General features: G+C 50.3%; 16 protein-coding genes. 10 read left to right on the forward strand and 6 right to left on the reverse strand.

What is annotated here, in order from left to right; translation table 11 throughout:
- Positions 1 to 9 precede the first annotated feature (9 nt).
- The 7 genes from FJ147_09090 to FJ147_09120 all read left to right on the forward strand — a co-directional run bounded on the left by FJ147_09090 (position 10) and on the right by FJ147_09120 (position 8,924).
- The gene (locus FJ147_09090) at positions 10 to 1,062 is read left to right on the forward strand and encodes a DUF1573 domain-containing protein (protein ID MBM4256038.1); all 1,053 of its coding nucleotides are present in this window, start codon (positions 10 to 12) and stop codon (positions 1,060 to 1,062) included.
- A 116-nt stretch (positions 1,063 to 1,178) separates the two neighbouring features.
- Positions 1,179 to 4,670 carry a transcription-repair coupling factor gene (gene mfd, locus FJ147_09095; GenBank protein MBM4256039.1) on the forward strand — a complete coding sequence of 1,164 codons (3,492 nt, stop codon included), beginning with the start codon at positions 1,179 to 1,181 and terminating at the stop codon, positions 4,668 to 4,670.
- A gap of 14 nt (positions 4,671 to 4,684) precedes the next feature.
- The gene (locus FJ147_09100) at positions 4,685 to 5,779 is read left to right on the forward strand and encodes a hypothetical protein (protein ID MBM4256040.1); all 1,095 of its coding nucleotides are present in this window, start codon (positions 4,685 to 4,687) and stop codon (positions 5,777 to 5,779) included.
- 99 nt (positions 5,780 to 5,878) lie between these two features.
- A complete protein-coding gene (gene pdxA, locus FJ147_09105; GenBank protein ID MBM4256041.1) occupies positions 5,879 to 6,892 on the forward strand; it encodes a 4-hydroxythreonine-4-phosphate dehydrogenase PdxA in 1,014 nt (337 codons plus the stop codon).
- Positions 6,870 to 8,228 (forward strand): phosphomannomutase/phosphoglucomutase, encoded by a 1,359-nt coding sequence (locus FJ147_09110; protein ID MBM4256042.1) that lies wholly within the window; start codon positions 6,870 to 6,872, stop codon positions 8,226 to 8,228. Before pdxA ends, FJ147_09110 begins: the two co-directional genes overlap by 23 nt.
- A 101-nt stretch (positions 8,229 to 8,329) precedes the next feature.
- Complete coding sequence (locus FJ147_09115) at positions 8,330 to 8,671, forward strand: DUF4258 domain-containing protein (GenBank protein MBM4256043.1); 342 nt, start codon at positions 8,330 to 8,332, stop codon at positions 8,669 to 8,671.
- On the forward strand, positions 8,577 to 8,924 hold the full coding sequence (locus tag FJ147_09120) for a type II toxin-antitoxin system MqsA family antitoxin (protein MBM4256044.1): 348 nt from the start codon (positions 8,577 to 8,579) through the stop codon (positions 8,922 to 8,924). Before FJ147_09115 ends, FJ147_09120 begins: the two co-directional genes overlap by 95 nt.
- Before the next feature lie 151 nt (positions 8,925 to 9,075).
- Here the strand turns inward: FJ147_09120 and FJ147_09125 are convergent, their stop codons facing one another.
- The 6 genes from FJ147_09125 to ccmA all read right to left on the reverse strand — a co-directional run bounded on the left by FJ147_09125 (position 9,076) and on the right by ccmA (position 12,249).
- Complete coding sequence (locus tag FJ147_09125; GenBank protein ID MBM4256045.1) at positions 9,076 to 9,297, reverse strand: site-specific DNA-methyltransferase; 222 nt, start codon at positions 9,295 to 9,297, stop codon at positions 9,076 to 9,078.
- A gap of 246 nt (positions 9,298 to 9,543) precedes the next feature.
- On the reverse strand, positions 9,544 to 9,786 hold the full coding sequence (locus tag FJ147_09130; GenBank protein MBM4256046.1) for a hypothetical protein: 243 nt from the start codon (positions 9,784 to 9,786) through the stop codon (positions 9,544 to 9,546).
- 205 nt (positions 9,787 to 9,991) lie between these two features.
- The gene (locus FJ147_09135) at positions 9,992 to 10,144 is read right to left on the reverse strand and encodes a CcmD family protein (protein ID MBM4256047.1); all 153 of its coding nucleotides are present in this window, start codon (positions 10,142 to 10,144) and stop codon (positions 9,992 to 9,994) included.
- A gap of 19 nt (positions 10,145 to 10,163) precedes the next feature.
- Positions 10,164 to 10,844: a cytochrome C assembly protein gene (locus FJ147_09140; GenBank protein ID MBM4256048.1), complete on the reverse strand. Its 681-nt coding sequence runs from the start codon at positions 10,842 to 10,844 to the stop codon at positions 10,164 to 10,166.
- A 2-nt stretch (positions 10,845 to 10,846) separates the two neighbouring features.
- Positions 10,847 to 11,500, reverse strand: a complete 654-nt coding sequence (locus FJ147_09145; GenBank protein ID MBM4256049.1) for a hypothetical protein — start codon at positions 11,498 to 11,500, stop codon at positions 10,847 to 10,849.
- Positions 11,501 to 11,502: 2 nt separating this feature from the next.
- Positions 11,503 to 12,249 carry a heme ABC exporter ATP-binding protein CcmA gene (gene ccmA / locus FJ147_09150; GenBank protein MBM4256050.1) on the reverse strand — a complete coding sequence of 249 codons (747 nt, stop codon included), beginning with the start codon at positions 12,247 to 12,249 and terminating at the stop codon, positions 11,503 to 11,505.
- Positions 12,250 to 12,533: 284 nt separating this feature from the next.
- Between ccmA and FJ147_09155 the strand changes: the two genes are divergently transcribed.
- From FJ147_09155 to FJ147_09165, 3 genes are all read left to right on the forward strand, one after another.
- Entirely contained in the window at positions 12,534 to 13,082 is a 549-nt protein-coding gene (locus FJ147_09155) for a hypothetical protein (protein MBM4256051.1), read from the forward strand.
- 141 nt (positions 13,083 to 13,223) lie between these two features.
- Positions 13,224 to 14,702, forward strand: a complete 1,479-nt coding sequence (locus FJ147_09160) for a PAS domain-containing protein (GenBank protein MBM4256052.1) — start codon at positions 13,224 to 13,226, stop codon at positions 14,700 to 14,702.
- A 33-nt stretch (positions 14,703 to 14,735) separates the two neighbouring features.
- The coding region (locus tag FJ147_09165) for a GAF domain-containing protein (protein ID MBM4256053.1) at positions 14,736 to 16,963 on the forward strand (2,228 nt) is incomplete at its 3' end.

Below are 16,963 nucleotides of genomic sequence, written 5' to 3' on the forward strand. Positions count from 1 at the left end.
GGATAGCGAATGAACGCCTGGGTTCGAACCACCTTCTTGCCTTTCTTGACATGGTTCTCTGTGCTTGCTGTTTTGGCGACCGTTGCCGCACAAGCACAGACAGCTCCTCAGGCCACGGCTAATCCCCCGCAGATTGCCTTCAAAGGGACTGTTTTTGACTTCGGTAAAGTCGAGCAAGGTGATCAGGTCAATCATCTGTTTCGCTTCACTAATCAGGGAGGGCGAGACTTACGCATCGAGGCAGTCAAAACATCGTGTGGGTGTACGGCGGCAGTCATTTCCTCCGAAGTAACGACCCCAGGAAGTGAAGGGACAATCAGCGCGACATTCGACACCAGCAAGTTTTTCGGCGAAAAGGTCAAGCAGATTACGGTTCACAGTAACGACCCTGCAAATCCAGTGGTGACACTGACCATGCAAGGAGAAATTGCTGTTGAGGTTGAAGCGAATCCTGCGCAGCTCTACCTCGGCAAAGTCCGTCGTGGGGCAAGCGCGACTCATACGATCGAATTACTGCATGATGCGAGCAAACCGATTACGATCACGAATGTTGCAACCGATAGCCCGCTCATCTCTGTGCAAACCGAAGAGTTGGAAAAGCAAGGGAAAAAGGGCAAGAAACTGCTTGTTACCTTAAAGAAAGATGCGCCGTTAGGACGTGTAAGTACAGAGATCAATGTCGCGACGACAAGTCAGAAACGACCGTCGTTATCGATTCCCGTCTTTGGTCAGATTGAAGGGGATCTGACCGTCACGCCAACGCAGGTCTCATTTGGTGTCGTTCGTAAAGGAGAAACCAAAGAAAATAGTTTGAGTATCAAGAGTCGTGCAGCGAATCCCATACGGCTGGTGCGGACCCAGAGTTCGACCCCTACTGTGCTAGCGGAATTAGCAACGGTAAAAGATGGTCAAGAGTATAATCTGACCTTGAAGGTTAATCCAGAAAGCGTTCCAGGACAGATCAAAGCCGAGGTGCAAGTGTTCACGGATCACCCGACCGAGAAAGTGCTGACCATACCGGTCTATGGGGTGTTGGTTGACCCACGTGCGGCGAAGAAATAAGTTTTCAGTTATCGGTTGTCAGTAGTCAGTAAGGAAAAAGACAACCCTTTTTCGTCTTACTGAAAACTGCTTACTGAGGACTGACAACCAATAGCGCCGACTGCTTACAGCTATTCATGTTACACCCTGCCGTTCCTTCCCAGTTATTTCCATTCTCAGAAACACTCGATCAGTTTTGCTCAACCCTTCCGCGTACATCACCAGGGAACTCCGTGCGTATTGGCGGGCTGCGTGGTGCCGCCCAGGCGTTTTTCCTTGCACAATGGTTCTTGCGAACTCCGACACCAACGCTCTGTTTGTTACCCTCGACGCAAGCTGCAGAGACGTTTGTTGACGATTTGCGTTTTTTTCTTGCTGCGGAAAAGCCTGCGCTGCAACAAGTCTTCCTTTACCCTGCGTGGGATGTGCCAGCTTTTGAAGGGGTATCGCCAAGCAGTGAGACGTTAGCAGCTCAGGTCGAAGGGCTCTATGCGTTGGCTGAGCTACCGACGCCGCTGATTGTTTCAACCATTGACGCTGTTGCCCAGTGTGTCATGCCGCAGGAAGATTTTTTTACCGCCACGAAAGTGGTGCGTGCCAAGCAGGAGGTGTCACTCTCCAACTTAGTCGAACATCTGACGCAGTGGGGGTATCGTCGGGTGCCGTTGGTCGAAGAAAAAGGTGAGATTAGCGTACGTGGTGGAATTGTCGATGTCTTTCCTCCCTTAGCGACGCAACCTCTACGGATCGAATTTTTCGATGACATCGTTGATTCATTACGGACCTTTGATCCAGCTTCGCAGCGGTCACTGGATCATATCGAGGAGTTCACCTTTCTGCCGATGCGTTTCTTCTCTGTGGCACGACTGCAGAATTCCCGCCGTAGAGTGGAAGAGGTCTTGGCCGATAGCGAAGCCAAACAACGCGAGCAACAACGTATCAGCGAGAACTTCAAGAGCGGCCTGCCATTTCCCGGTGTTGAGTTTTTATTGCCGTATCTCTATGCGGGTCTTGAACGATTCGAAGATTATCTCCCACGCGGGACTGTCGTGTGGATTTCCGAGCCCGCGACCGTCCGCGCTGAGTGCGAGAGTTTCATGAGTCGGATTCTCGCGTGTGCTGCGCAAGCGCAAGAAGCTGGTCACCTCGTTCCTCCGCCGGAGTCATTATATCTCGGCCCAGAAGAAGCCTGGAAACAATTCTTGTCACGCGTCAGGGTTGAACTGCCGGTGCTGGAAACGGCGGAGACGGAGTTTACCGTAACGCGAAATTCCCATGTGGATCTGAAACCGATTCTGCACGCTCGCGGTGGTGAAGGTGGCTTGGCACCGTTGGTAGAACGGATTCGCGACTGGCAAGACGAGCGTCATCGAGTTGTTCTTGCCGTATCGAGTGCCTTACAAGCTTCGCATTTGCAAACCCTCTTGCTTGGGCATGAACTGCGTTTGCCAGTGGAGCAAATGTGGCAAAACGATAGTGCTCAGCCCACGGCGATCGTCATTGGTCCATTGTCGCACGGGTTTACGCTTCCTGGTGACGGTCTAGTGCTTCTTTCCGAGGAAGAGATTTTTGGTGAACGCCGTCATCGTCGCCGCTCACGGCCTCGCCCGGTTGCCGACTATCTCACCGGTCTGAGTCAGCTCACCGTTGGCGATTATGTGGTGCATATCGATCATGGGGTCGGGCGTTATCAGGGGTTACGACATCTCAGCGTGGCCGGGACAGACGGTGACTACCTGCATCTTGAGTATGCTGGTGGCGACCGGCTCTACTTACCAGTCGAGCGTATTAACCTGGTACAGAAGTACTCAGGTGCAGACGGGCATGCCCCTGGCCTTGATCGCTTAGGTGGAGGCAGTTGGGAAAAGGTCAAGAAAAAAACCCGTGAAGCAATCCTGGCGATGGCACGTGAACTGTTGGAGGTGCATGCTGCCCGTGCCAGTACCGAACGACCGGCGACCGCGAAGTTAGACGAAGACTACGAAGAGTTTGTCGCGCGCTTTCCCTTTGAAGAAACAAGTGGACAACGCGCAGCGATCGAAGATGTCATTGCTGATCTGCGGAATGACAAACCCATGGATCGCCTCGTGTGTGGGGATGTTGGCTACGGTAAAACCGAAGTCGCGCTTCGTGCAGCGTTTTTGACAGTACAAAGTGGTAAACAGGTTGCCGTGTTAGTCCCAACGACGATCCTCGCGCAACAACACTCGGAAACGTTTGCTCGCCGGTTTGCTGAGTATCCTATGCGGATTGAACTCCTCAATCGTTTCCGCTCCCCACAAGAAGTAAAGACAGTCATTCAGGGACTTGCAGCAGGAACCGTTGACATTGTCATTGGCACCCATCGACTGCTGCAGCGTGATATTGTCTTCAAAAATCTCGGTCTCATTGTCGTTGACGAAGAACATCGCTTCGGGGTAGCGCATAAAGAGAAAATCAAGAAAATGCGCTACCTGGTCGATGTGTTGACGCTCTCAGCGACACCGATTCCACGCACGCTGAATATGGCACTCATGGGGTTACGTGACCTCAGTGTCATAGAAACACCGCCGGTCGATCGTCAAGCGATCCGTACGTATGTCGCGCGTTTTGACGAAGGATTGATTCGTTCGGCCATCTTGCAAGAGCTGGGACGTGGTGGGCAAGTCTTTTTCGTCCACAATCGTGTCGAAACCATCGAAAAAATGGCCAAACAATTGCGCGAACTGGTGCCGGAAGCCACGATTGCTATTGGACATGGGCAAATGGACGAGCATGAGTTGGAGAAAGTCATGCTCGATTTTATGCACCATCGCTGCAACATGCTTTTATGCTCATCAATCATTGAGTCTGGCCTCGATATTCCTACAGCGAACACCATCATTATCAGCCGCGCCGATCAATTTGGTCTGGCCCAGCTCTATCAATTACGTGGTCGTGTCGGACGCTCTGCCCAAAAAGCCTACGCGTACTTGTTAATCCCCGGTGAACATTTAGTGACGAAGGATGCAACGCGACGACTCGAAGTGTTACAGGAACTAGATGACCTCGGTGGTGGTTTTCGCCTTGCCGCGCATGATCTCGAAATCCGCGGAGCAGGAAACTTACTCGGCAAAGAACAATCCGGTCAGGTGGCAGCAGTTGGGTTTGATCTCTATGCCCAGATGCTTGAAGAGACTGTAGTTGAGCTCCGTGGCGGAAAAATTCGCGTCCAAATCGAACCAGATATCCAACTTGGAGTTCCAGCCTATATTCCTGAAGCGTACATCCCCGATGTGAACCAACGCCTGGTGTTCTATAAGAAGATGGCGAATGTCGATAGCCGGGCAGACCTCGAAGATCTTGCGGCTGAGATGGAAGATCGCTTCGGATCGCTCCCGCAATTGGTGTTAACGTTTCTTGAAGTCATGGACTTGCGTCGAGTATTACGTGAGTATCTGGTGACATCAATTTACAAAAAAGGTGAGAAGGTAACATTGCATTTCCATCCAGACTCACACATAAAAGGTGAGCGGTTGGTCGCGCTTCTCCAGAAAGATCGGGGACGGTCGCAACTCACGCCGGATCTACGCTTTACTTTTACCTTGAAGCCTGATGAAGATGTGATGGTAGCGACGAAAGGGCTCTTGCAAAGCTTAAGTGAGTCATAAGACCTGAGGAAAGTATGAAAAAATTACTCTTGTTGGTGTCCTTGTCTGTTCTCGGATGGGTAGGGCAAACACAGGCCGAAGTGGTCAATCGTGTCATCGCTACGGTTGATGACGAGCCGATTACCATGCACGAAATCACCGCGTTCCGTAAAGGGGGCGCGCAGGGCATGATGATGCCCCCGCAAGGAAACGTTGCCAATCTTCCTGACAAGGACATCTTAGAAGCCTTGATCATGAATAAGTTGATTGGCAAAGAAGTCGAGGCGCAAGGGATGAAGGCCAAGGACGCTGATATAGACGGCTATATCGAACGGATTAAGACGCAGGGAAACCTCAGTGACGAAGCCCTGAAAGAAGCGCTTGCGAAGCAGGGGCTGACGATGGAAGCCTATCGTCAACAGATTAGCAAAGAGATCGAACGTTCGATGCTCATTAGTCGCGAGATCGGTTCAAAAGTGAATGTGACTCCACAAGAGGTAGAACGGTATTACAAAGAAAACGGCGGAGATGATGCGACTGCGGTGTCTGAGGAGCAAGTGCGTGTACGCCACATCTTTTTACCGCTTTCTCCAGCAGCTACCGCTGCTGACGAGAATGGGGTACTCGACCAGATGCAAGACCTTCGTAAGCGAGCTATCGGAGGAGAAGATTTCGCCGCGCTTGCACGTGCGAACTCTCGTGGGCCAGGGGCGGAGCAGGGCGGTGACCTTGGATTGTTCAAGAAAGGACAGATGACGAAAGAAATCGATACTGTTGCCTTTTCTTTGAAAGCTGGCGAGATCAGCCAACCCTTTCGCAATGATGCCGGAGTTCACCTGATAAAAGTAGAAGAACGAGTTGCTGCTGGCGGAAAATCGACCGGCATGGACTCGGAGACCGCAGAGCGAATCAAGGCCAAACTCTATAATGAAGCGCTACGAGAACGCTATCAGCGTTGGTTTCAGTCTGACTTACGCTTCCGTCATCAAGTCGAAAATTTCCTCACGGCTTCTTCAACTGGGGCTGCAAGCGCTATTCCCCTTAAATCTGCCCGTAAGAAAGAAGAAGCTCCAGCCGCTGCTAAAGAACCAGAGCAAAAGGGTTTCCTTCGACGCTGGTTACCATTCTAATCTCTCGGTGTGATATACTTTGGAGAAAGCCGCAGCGCGGGGTTTCTCCACTCTACAGGTACGCTCCCTGAGAGGGTGAAGCGGGGGTAGTTATTTGTCATGGTTCCTCTGATTGGCATAACGATGGGCGATCCTGCAGGGATCGGCCCAGAGGTGGCACTTGCGGCAGCGGTGAAAAAGCCGCCAAAGTGTCGTTTGGTTGTTTTGGGTGACCTCGGCGTACTTCGCGATACGGCGGAACGACTCGCTTTGCCTTTGAAGCCGATCGCTTGGGAGCCGGACCTTCCGTATCCCAGAAGCGCACGAACCCTTCCCGTCATTGAGTTGTCCCGCCTCGAACCACCGCAGCGTCAACCTGGGCACCCCACAGCGATGGGCGGAGAGGCTTCCTATCGATATGTGGAAACTGCGGTCCGCTTTGCTCAGCGTGAGGTGCTACAAGGCATTGTTACCGCGCCTATTAGCAAGGCCATGTGGCACGCAGCGAAACGAGATTATCCTGGTCACACTGAGTTACTCGCAACACTGACACATACCCCAGAAGTGCGCATGATGCTCGTCGGTAAGAGACTGCGGGTTATTTTAGTGACGACACACCTGGCGTTATCGCGAGTCCCTGCTTCCCTCTCAAGTGAACGGATTCTAAGGACCATCCAGATGACGGTGGAGCACTTGCGGCGATTTCATGGGATCGCGCAGCCGCGACTAGCCGTTGCTGGTCTCAACCCACATGCGGGGGAGGCTGGGGCGTTTGGTGATGAAGAAGAACTCATCGTGGCTCCAGCGGTACAGCAAGCGCAAGCGCAAGGATTTACTACAGCAGGGCCATTTCCTGCCGATACGATCTTTGTCCGCGCTACGCGTGGGGAATTCGATGGGGTGATTTGCTTGTACCATGATCAGGGATTAATCCCACTTAAGTTATTGTCGTGGGAAGATGGCGTCAATATCACCGTGGGATTGCCGATTGTTCGGACCTCGCCAGATCATGGAACGGCGTTCGATATCGCGGGACAAGGAAAAGCCAACCCACGAAGCATGCGTGCTGCGCTCAAGTTAGCTGTACAGATGACACAGGACCGGAGCATACATGAACCCAGCCATCTTTCGTGAATACGACATTCGTGGAGTCGCTGAGAAAGATTTTACTACTGACTTTGCTGTGACGCTCGGGCAGGCCTATGGCACGTATGTCCGTGCACTTGGTAAACGACGCATCGCTGTTGGTCGCGACTGCCGTCTCACCTCGGATTCTTATGCCGCCGCGTTGCGCCAGGGATTACGCTCGACTGGAATTGATGTTGTTGATGTTGGCACTTGTCCAACGCCACTGATGTATTTTTCCTTGTATCATTACGATCTCGATGGTGGCATCCAAGTCACCGGTAGTCACAATCCAGGAGACCATAACGGCTTCAAAATTTGCATTGGCAAAGTCACAATTCACGGCGAGGAAATTCAGGAATTACGGAAGCTCATTGAGCAGGGGAAATTTGCCGGTGGGCAAGGAAAAGAACAGCAGGTTCCGATTGTTCCACCGTATCAAGAATTTGTCATCAAACAGTTTGGTCGGCTCGGACGGAATATTCACCTTGTCGTCGATGCCGGTAACGCAACTGCTGGTCCGGTTGCGCCACGCATTTTCCGCGAGATCGGGTGTCAGGTAACCGAGTTATTCTGTGATTTAGATGGCCACTTTCCCAATCATCATCCAGACCCCACCATCCCAGAAAACCTCCGACAACTCATTGCCACCGTGAAAGAGGCGGGGGCTGAAGTTGGTGTGGCCTATGACGGAGACGCCGATCGCATCGGACTTGTTGATCGACATGGTCAAATTGTTTGGGGAGACGAGATGTTGGTGCTGTTTGCGCGTGATATTTTACAGCAGCACCCTGGAGCAACAGTTGTCTCTGAAGTGAAATGCTCACAACGCTTGTTTGATGACGTTGCTCAGCATGGTGGAACGCCGGTGATGTGGAAATCTGGTCATTCGTTAGTAAAGGCGAAAATGCGCGAGACGGGCGCATTGCTTGGTGGCGAGATGAGCGGCCATATCTTCTTTGCTGACCGCTATTTTGGTTACGATGATGCGATCTACGCTTCATGTCGCATGCTGGAAATTCTGGCGAAGAATAAAAAAGAAGTGGCCGACCTGCTCGCTGATCTTCCTACTTCGTTCACGACACCAGAGATTCGCGTCGATTGCCCTGACGATATGAAGTTTCGCCTTGCCGCAAAAGTCTGCGAACGATTTCGTGACAAGTATGATGTCATCGATATCGACGGTGTCCGCGTCAAATTTCCTGATGGCTGGGGACTCGTCCGAGCCTCGAACACGCAACCAGTGCTTGTCCTGCGCTTTGAAGCCTCAACGCAGGAAAAATTGACTGAATACAAGACGATGGTGGAGAGAGTGGTGGAGGAGGTGAAGAAAAGTTTGCAGTAAGGGTGCATTTGCAAGGAAGCCGAACTCTGTCATGGTGAGGAAACCTCCTCTGTGGTCATTATGGAGGTTTGAAGAAAAGATGAGGAAACAGAAAATTTTTCATGGAGCGAGAAAAAAAGCATGGTAGAGCAGAGACGATAAGAGCACTGATCAGGGCCGGAAAGTATGAGTTTTCTATTCACGCTGAGAAAGAACGTCAGGCGGATAAAATCACACTAGAAGAGTTAGAGGAAGCGTTAAGTAGTTGTAAGGTTATAGAGGATTACCCAACGGACCCGCGCGGAGCCAGTTGCTTAGTCCTTGGGTTTGCAGGAGAACGGCCAGTACACGCAGTATGCGCAATCAAGCATGACCCAGAGGAAGTATTGTTTATCACCATCTATGATCCTTCCAAGCGACCAGAAAAATGGAGCGACAATTATCAACGTCGCCGGAGGCAGTGAAATCGTGAAACGTAAATATCACCAGTGCCACTTCTGCGGTGGCCTCGTGTCAGAACAAGAAGTGACAGTTGATTATCGCTGGGGAGAAGAACTGGTTACAGTAATCAGACACGTTCCCGTGGGAGTTTGCGAGGTATGTGGGGAGAAGTATTTCAAGGCTGAGGTTGTGAAAGCAATGGAGAAAACCGCTCGCTCTCGCAGCAAACCGAAGGAAGTGATTCAGGTTCCGGTGCGGGAGTTGAAAGTCGCATAGTGTCGCTGTTGAAGCTCATCGCTCCGTTTCCGAGCAATCTCCTCCTTCGTTAGTAGGAAAGCCTAGCCTGAGCCCTTTCACCGATTTGGTATTTTGATTTGTTATCACTAGCTTTGCGAGGCAACAATCTATTTTCCCGGTATCCTGAGAGTTAGGTAATGGCTGATCCAACAAACGGGTCAACAATCAGTGATCCTGTTGTCGAATATTCGTCAATAATACGGCGAACAAGTTGAGGTATGAACTTGGCAGGATACCGGTGATAGCCATGAGGTCCCCACAGTGTTTGACCTTGGGTAAGTTCCGAGAATGACCAGTCATTATTTTTCTGCCGTTTTTTCGTATATCTATGCTGTATCGAAAGAGCTTGCATTATACCCACTCCGGAGGGCAAGGAACCGGGATCGACTGGGCCTACTTCGAGGTCATATTTAATCAAAACAAACAGTGACCTCCGTAGGAGGTTGAAACTTTAGTGTATTCTGATTTCTGCGAGTATTTGGGTAGTACGTTTGGCCGAATCGCGCGAGGCCTTCAGCGCTCTTTTTATTGACTCTTCTTTTTTCAGAGAGGTACGCTTTCAGCCGAGATTTTCTTGCCGTGGGAAATGGAAACGTTATTAGTGATGGGACGATTTTTTGTCGAAGATTTTGCTGTGAATATTGCGGGCGAGTTCCAAGGTGCGGGCGGTCAACGTCGCAATGTCTCGTTGCCCATCTTGTAAGGTTTTCTGTCCTTCAAATAGCACTTTCTGTCCTTCGAATAGCACCTTCTGCCCATCTTGGATTGTTGCTAATGCCTTGAGCGTGGCGCGGCTCTGCCGCTCTCCGCGTTCGTCTGCGCGCTTCAGATAGCCCAACATTTGTGTCTGCCCTTCTTGAAGTACCTGGATGAGTTTATTATGAAGATGTTCCCATGTCTCTTCTCCTTTCTCTTTCCTTCATATCCTTAGGCTACTTGATATACTAGTTCTTAAAAGGGAGGGGCGTGTTCTCGAATTGTTGGTAGTGAGAATTAGGGTCGTGAGAGGCTCACTTAGGGGTCGCTGCCGCACCGCCTGTGGTGATTTAATGGGACTCTCCTTTTTGCTCCATCATCCGACGCAAGGCTTCAACTTCGTTGGCAAGAGTACGGTGTCGGCGAGACAATGCGAAAAGGTAGGCAAAGACAATCACCCACACCGCTAGAAATGCGGCGAAGAGATACGACGTATGTTCCATCTGTTCTGCCCCTCCTCCTTTATGCAGTTGCCAGTGCCTGACGACGAAGCGTAACCAGTTCCTCACGTAGGCTCAAGTTGTGTAATCGGAGCCACAACAGCCACGCAAACAAACAGAGAAATGCAACCGTGCACATGAGCAGCGTCCACATCATCTCTGGTGCTAGCCCTCCACGCTCGATCTTGGGGTGTATGCCCCGCCACAGTCGCACAGAGATATGGAGCAGCGGAATATCAAGCACCCCGACAATGCCAAGCACTGCGGCGTAGCGTGCAATCTGTTCAGTATCACCAGCGAGGTGACGCAGCAGTAAATAGGCTGCGTAGATAGTCCACAATACGATCACCATGGTAAGGCGTGGGTCCCACGTCCACCACACTCCCCAGATGGGCCGTGCCCAAATTGATCCGGTAATCAATACAATGGTGCAGAATACCATGCCGATTTCTGCGGCTGCTTGTGCGAGGAGGTCGGAAAAGCGGCTGCCTTGCCATAGGTATGAGGCGCTTGCTCCAGCGACGATGAAAAATCCGAGAAAGGTGTTCCAGGCTGCAGGTAGATGAAAATAAAAGATGCGTTGGACAATTCCCTGGACACGTTCGTTGGGAACATAAAGAAACACCATCGCCAACGCGGCGATCATTGTCGTTAACGTTAACCAGGGAAGGACATTGTCTGCAAATGGGGCAAACCGTTTCATTGTTACTCCTGCACGACCTGTGGAAAAATTAGCCACCCTGTGACGACGAAGATAATATCGAAGGCAAGCAGAACGCGGAACCACACTCCGTTCCACTCCCCTCCGGTTAATACCGCGCTCGTGACTTTTACTGCGGCAATGAGCAATGGGACGAGAAGTGGGAGCAACATAATCGGTAGCAGCACTTCTCGGGCACGAGTCCGTACGGCGATGGCCGCGAACAACGTTCCCAGTGCTGAGAATCCAACCGTACCAAGCAACAATACGACCGGCAGGGGGAGTAATGAGCGTGAGAATGGTACGCCAAAAAAGGCGAGTGATAGTGGTGCAACGAGAAGTTCGACCAAAAGAAGAAAAAGGACGTTACTGAGCATCTTGGCTAAGAACAGCGTTCCTGGATCGATCGGACTCAGTAAAAGACCAGAGAAGCAAGCTCGTTCTTGTTCGAGAAGGAATGAGCGCTGGAGCCCCATCATGCCAGCGAATACCAGAGTCACCCACAGCAATGCCGCTTCGATCGTTGGACTTTGGATTTGTTCAGGACTCAAGGCAAAGACAAAAACTAAGACGATCAGGAAAGAGAGAACGAAAAGTGAAGACAGTCGTTCTTTAGTACGGAATTCCAGCAGTAAGTCTTTCCACAGTAGGGCGAGCATGGCTAATGCGTCGTTCGGCGTTCGGCGTTCGGCGTTGTGAGAAAAGAGGGCTGAGTCTCAGAATGGTAGATCTCGTTGAACTCTGTGACTGATGGGAGTTTTCCCTCTGACTGCCAGACGAGACGACCATGACTGAAAATTAAGGCTCGATCACAAAGGTCAAGCCCAAGAGCAAAATCATGCGTGGTGAAAACGACGGTCTTTCCTTGTGCCTTGGTCTGCGTCAGTGTTGTTTGTAACGTTGCGATGCCACGCGCATCGAGCCCTGTGTAAGGTTCATCGAACAGCAATAATTCAGGTTCGTGGAGCAACGCTCGCGCCAAGGCGGCACGTTGTTCCATACCACGAGAAAAGGTGCGCACTGGTGTATCTCCCCAATCTTGGAGTCCAACGAACTGTAACACTGAGGCAATCCGACTGCGCACGTCCGAAAGGCCGTACGCTTTGCCGTAGAAGGTGAGATTTTCGACTGGCGTTAGATCAGGGTAGAGAAAGCTATCGTGCCCAAGGAAGCCCAGTTTGCGCCGCACCACGAGGTCGTCAGCAGCGTGCTCAAAGAGTCGTAACGTGCCACTCGACGGCGTTAATAATGTTGCCAATAAGCGCAGGAAGGTGGTTTTGCCTGCCCCATTGGGACCGAAGATGGCAACGCTCTCTCCCTGAGCGATACGACACGAGACATTGCGCAGGACCGGCACCCACGCGAACGTTTTACTAAGATTTTCCGCTTCCAGCACCCACGATTTCATAAGGTCAATAGATTGTAGATAGGAAATCGTCAATTGTAGAGGGTGGCTTGTCTGGATCTAATGAGAATCTACGTAAGGAAAATGTAAGCAACGTGTAAGGCCCGAATATAGGCCTGCCGTCACAAGAAGATGCTACTCTACGTTTGTTAGCCAAACTGAACAGAGCTTGAATCCCCAGAATCATGAATAACAAACAAGGGGGCCAGGATGAATCACCAGATCCCAGAGCGAGGCACCACGGCGGCGTACGTACCAAGAAATTCTGAAAAACCAATGAGCGAGTCTTGTTTTCTGAAGGAGATGAATATCCTCTATTCGTCAGTGAACTTTCCCACGAGCGGGCTAATCTGTGGCAAATGGAATTCTCGCGCTTTCGCCAGAAAAATGCAATAAAGTCAACAGTTCCACGAGACGACCAGAAGAGAACCAAATCTCAAGATGAGGGAGCTCTTATGTCAAAAGAAACGCTTCTTTTTATTCATAATGACCCAGCATATCTCAAAGCAGGGAGCGAAATTTTGGCATTATGGGGATACACCGTCCTCTCTACTACTTGCCCCATAGAGGCTCGGAAAGTACTTCAGGATACGAAAATTGATCTCGCGATTATCGCTGCCCGCTTGGCGGATGAAAGCAATGAGAAAGATTTTAGCGGAGTAGAGATGGCTCAGGGAATGAGCCCCTTTTTACCTAAGATCATTGTGACGGCAGTGCCAAATCTAGAGATCGTATGGTTGGCACTTGAACCATATACCGAGAAAATCGAATTTGTCGCGAAGGAGGATGGGCCTACTGCACTTCCGTCCGCTGTCAAGGAAGCATTGCTCAATTAAATTATTGGCAGGAACACACTGTAAGCGAAAAGTAAGGAAAAAACTCTCAGTATCCCTCACCTTAGGGTGTATACTCGTCTTGAATGAGAATAAAAAAGGGCCTGCAGTAAAAGAGACTGAAGGAAAGAGAGGCGACGAATCATGCCACAAATCGCGTGCAAGCAAAGCATCCTCGAACAGTTGCTGGGGACTAGCACGACCTGGTTGGGAGAACGTGATGAAGCAACTGTCCTGAATAGGATTCTCCAAGGAGTTGCGGCTTTGGGCTTTGATCGGGCTCGACTCTATCTGCTCTCCGAAGATAAGGAAATGTTAATCGGAAAAGCTCACATAGGTATGGGCGATAGCTTCTTAAAGATTCGACGGTCAGCGAAAGAGGATCCTTATCTCCAAGAGCTTTTGAGTGATTGTTCGCCACATCTTTTTACTCCGCGGCCTGGTATCCCGCTTTTTGGAGAACTCTGGGAGTCGGAACGAATACGCGAGTGGGTGTGTGCACCATTGCTTCGTCAAGGGCAAGTAATCGGAAAGCTGTCAGCTGATAATATTTTTAGTGGCCGTCCGATTACCCAAGAAGACCGACATGCAGTCGCTTTACTAGCTGGCCAAGCAGCCGCAGCTATTGAGAGTGTGCAGCTGCTTAATGAAGTGACTAGGAGAGCGGAGCAACTTGCAGAGCAGCATCAATACTTGGCAAGCCTGATTGAGAGTTCTCCGAATGCAGTTATTACTAGTGACTTCTCAGGACATATTACAGGAGTGAATAAACAAGCTTGGAAGATTCTCGGATATTTGGAAGAAGAAGATTTTCCTTCGCATGTTCATAAGGTGTACTACAACAATGAAGAAGCGGACCGCATTGGCCAATTGCTTGCCAAAAATGGAGGCAGCATAAAAGACCATATTACTTTTTTGCGGAGTCGAAGTGGGGAGCGCATTCAAGTACGGATTTCGGCAACAACCTTTTATGATTCACGAGGGCAGCGTCTAGACACTGTTGGCTATTTTGAAGACATGCGTTCGTTCCGAGCTTTGGAAAATCGTGTTCAGTTATTTGCTCGGATAAGCTTCATGATTGCCCAGGCCGAACAGCTGACCGAGGGATTGTCTGCGTTTGCTGAACTCCTGGTTTCTCTTCTATCGCATACGTTTTGTCGCATTATCCTGCGAGACGAAAGAGCCGATCTTTTCGTTGTGAAGGCAGTGGCTGCTCGTTACTACCCCGTAACTCCCTTCTCGTGGACGCCGCAGCTTGGATATCGCCTGGAGCCTCTTGTGGCTTTCGGTTCTCCTAAAGGTTGGAGTATGAAAGAGCCACAAGTTCTTGACTGGCGGAATCCAGAAGACCAATCCGCCCTCCGCGATCTCTCCATTAGGCTTGAGCTGTTACAGCCCGTGAAGTTTGTCCTGCGAGTCCCTTTAGGGCCACTAGGGAAGCCTCTCGGTTTTCTGGAAATTGGCGAAAAAGAAGGAGCTGAAGGACGGCTAATCTCGGCTGAGGAACAAAACCTGGTTTCTGCTGCTGCAGCCCAAGCGTCCGTCTTCATTGAGCGGCTACAGCAACTAGAAAAAGCAAGACGCCGAAACGACTTCCTAGAACGATTAGAGGAGAAGCTCTAAGAACTACGGCCCGAGATAGGTGTCCAGCGTCTGTTGAATCAAATCGTTCGTTTGGCGCCTACCTTGGTACATGGTGTCTCAGCTGGGCTCTACATCAACTTTCGTAACGCTAAAGAGATCCGACTGTGCAGTAGTGATGGGCCCTTTTTCGAAAACCTGGGAACCGAACGTAAGTATGATGAAAGTGTAGCTGCGCAAGTTGCCCGAACAAAGCAGCGAGCAATAGTACAGCTCACTTTTCCTGGTGGTAAGGAAGAATTGGCTGTTGGAATTCCTCTCAAACATTTGGGTGAAGTTGAATATGTCTTGATCGTTGTCTATGCCAAAGGGACTCCTGAATTTCTCGATGCTGACCTTGAAGCTCTCCAGTTTTTTGCTGACCGCGCGAGCCTCATCTTAGGGACTGCTGAGTCTTTGAAGCCTGAGCGCAGAAGGCGCGCGTTTGCTCCCCTCTTATACAAACTTGGCGATTACATTCAGTCGACTAGAGATCTGGATAAGATCACTCACGCGGTCTTAACAAGTATTACTGCAGGATACGGATTAGGTTTTAACCGTGCCGCTCTATTTTTATTTGATGCAGATCGGAGGAAACTGGTGGGTCAGATGGGGATTGGTCACCTCGATGGAAAAGAGGCTCGTCTGGATTGGGAGTTTCAATCTATCCATCGAACAGATGACTTTGAGCGCTATTTGCAGAGGCTTAGTAGAGACGGTCTTCCCCAGATAACTCCGGTAGGTCAAGCTACTCACGGGCTTACTTTGCCGTTGCCTTTCGACAAAGCTGATCTTTTTGCCAGGGCTATTGACACTGGACAGCCTCAGCTTATCTCTACTTCTCCTAACCCTTATGTGGTATCTCACGCATTTTTTCTGGCAGTTATTCCTGCTCCCGACTTCGTGCTGGTCCCTTTAAAAGCACGAGACCAAGTCCTGGGAGTGATCTTTGCCGATAAGAAATTCCTCAATGAGTCGATCTCTCACGAAGAAGTTGATCTCTTGATGAGCGTTGCCAATACGGCGGCTACTGCAATTGAGAATCTTCAACTCCTCAGAAAAACCGAGGAAGTAGGCAAAAGATTGCGATCTCTCTATGAAGCGAGTAGTGATCTAGTTTCTATTCACGCACCGCGCGAATTGTTGCGCGGCATAACCGAACGCCTCAAAGATGTGTCACATGCCGCTTGGGTCCGATGGACTCTGGTTGATGACACGAACCGAGTATATAATCATGACGTTGTTGGAATTGATCAAGAGTTCAGAATGGGCACTCTTCGTCCTGATGGTATCGCTACAGAGGTGATGCGCTCAGGGAAAGCAGTAGCTATTGAGAATACACAGCGGTTTCCTCAAAAAAATCGCCTCAATTCCTTAGTGTTCGAGAAAAAGATCGGTGCAGTGTTGTGTCTGCCGATTTCTTTGTTTGAGAAACGGATCGGCTTAATGTGGCTCAACTATCAAGAGCCGCGGTTGTTCTCACAAGCGGAGATCGAGTCCTTACAGTTTTACGTCAACCAGGCGGCGGTTGCATTGAGGCGCGCTTGGAGACATGACAACCTAGAGCGGATGAGGCATGCGATTGAGGCGTTGGCTGCCGTATCCGATTCTCAAAATGAGATACTGCAAAAGATAGTCGAAACGGCCAAACACACCTTTGACGCAGATTCAGCCATTATCTGGACGTATGACACCTATCGAAAAAAATTTATCCTTCCTAATCCGCATGCAAAGGAAATTAGTGATGTATCGTTAGTGAAGATCCAGGAACTTGGACCTCAATGGTATCAAGGTGCCTCCAGGATCTTGCAGCTGGGGTGGATAGGAATCGAAGACGTAAATGCGCCTGAACACAGAGAGTTCTGGCCGGAAGAGGTTCACCAATGGATAGAGCAAGTAGGGGAGCGTAGTTTTCAAGGGATTGCTTTAGCAATAAGAGAGGAAAAGCTTGGCGTCCTTTTTCTCAACTATAATCAACCGCGAAAATTTTCTAAAGAAGACGAAGAATTTGCTCGTGCTTTTGGTAATCATGCTGTTCTCGCCTTAAAAAAAGTCATGTTATTGGAGCAGGTTCACGATACGAATAGAATGTTGGAAATCATAGCAGGCGGTATGAAATACGGAAAGCATGATGAAACGCTTAGCGCTATTGCTCATGGAGCTTTACGTGTCACTGGGAGTGATTTAGTGACGCTCTACACATATGACGAAGAGACAGACACTGTCCATTACCCCCCCCCCCCCCCCCCACCGCTCCAGCCGAG

It is taken from the genome of Deltaproteobacteria bacterium, from assembly GCA_016874775.1.
Lineage (GTDB): Bacteria > Desulfobacterota > Binatia > Bin18 > Bin18 > VGTJ01.

Excerpts from the sequence above, each read along its gene's own strand:
- FJ147_09130 (MBM4256046.1), bottom strand. The coding sequence starts at position 9,786 with ATGTTGGGCTATCTGAAGCGCGCAGACGAACGCGGAGAGCGGCAGAGC.
- FJ147_09100 (MBM4256040.1), top strand. The coding sequence starts at position 4,685 with ATGAAAAAATTACTCTTGTTGGTGTCCTTGTCTGTTCTCGGATGGGTA.
- FJ147_09110 (MBM4256042.1), top strand. The coding sequence starts at position 6,870 with ATGAACCCAGCCATCTTTCGTGAATACGACATTCGTGGAGTCGCTGAG.
- FJ147_09090 (MBM4256038.1), top strand. The coding sequence starts at position 10 with ATGAACGCCTGGGTTCGAACCACCTTCTTGCCTTTCTTGACATGGTTC.
- ccmA (MBM4256050.1), bottom strand. The coding sequence starts at position 12,249 with ATGAAATCGTGGGTGCTGGAAGCGGAAAATCTTAGTAAAACGTTCGCG.
- FJ147_09115 (MBM4256043.1), top strand. The coding sequence starts at position 8,330 with ATGGAGCGAGAAAAAAAGCATGGTAGAGCAGAGACGATAAGAGCACTG.
- FJ147_09120 (MBM4256044.1), top strand. The coding sequence starts at position 8,577 with ATGACCCAGAGGAAGTATTGTTTATCACCATCTATGATCCTTCCAAGC.
- FJ147_09135 (MBM4256047.1), bottom strand. The coding sequence starts at position 10,144 with ATGGAACATACGTCGTATCTCTTCGCCGCATTTCTAGCGGTGTGGGTG.
- FJ147_09140 (MBM4256048.1), bottom strand. The coding sequence starts at position 10,844 with ATGAAACGGTTTGCCCCATTTGCAGACAATGTCCTTCCCTGGTTAACG.
- FJ147_09145 (MBM4256049.1), bottom strand. The coding sequence starts at position 11,500 with ATGCTCGCCCTACTGTGGAAAGACTTACTGCTGGAATTCCGTACTAAA.
- mfd (MBM4256039.1), top strand. The coding sequence starts at position 1,179 with ATGTTACACCCTGCCGTTCCTTCCCAGTTATTTCCATTCTCAGAAACA.
- FJ147_09125 (MBM4256045.1), bottom strand. The coding sequence starts at position 9,297 with ATGCAAGCTCTTTCGATACAGCATAGATATACGAAAAAACGGCAGAAA.
- FJ147_09160 (MBM4256052.1), top strand. The coding sequence starts at position 13,224 with ATGCCACAAATCGCGTGCAAGCAAAGCATCCTCGAACAGTTGCTGGGG.
- pdxA (MBM4256041.1), top strand. The coding sequence starts at position 5,879 with ATGGTTCCTCTGATTGGCATAACGATGGGCGATCCTGCAGGGATCGGC.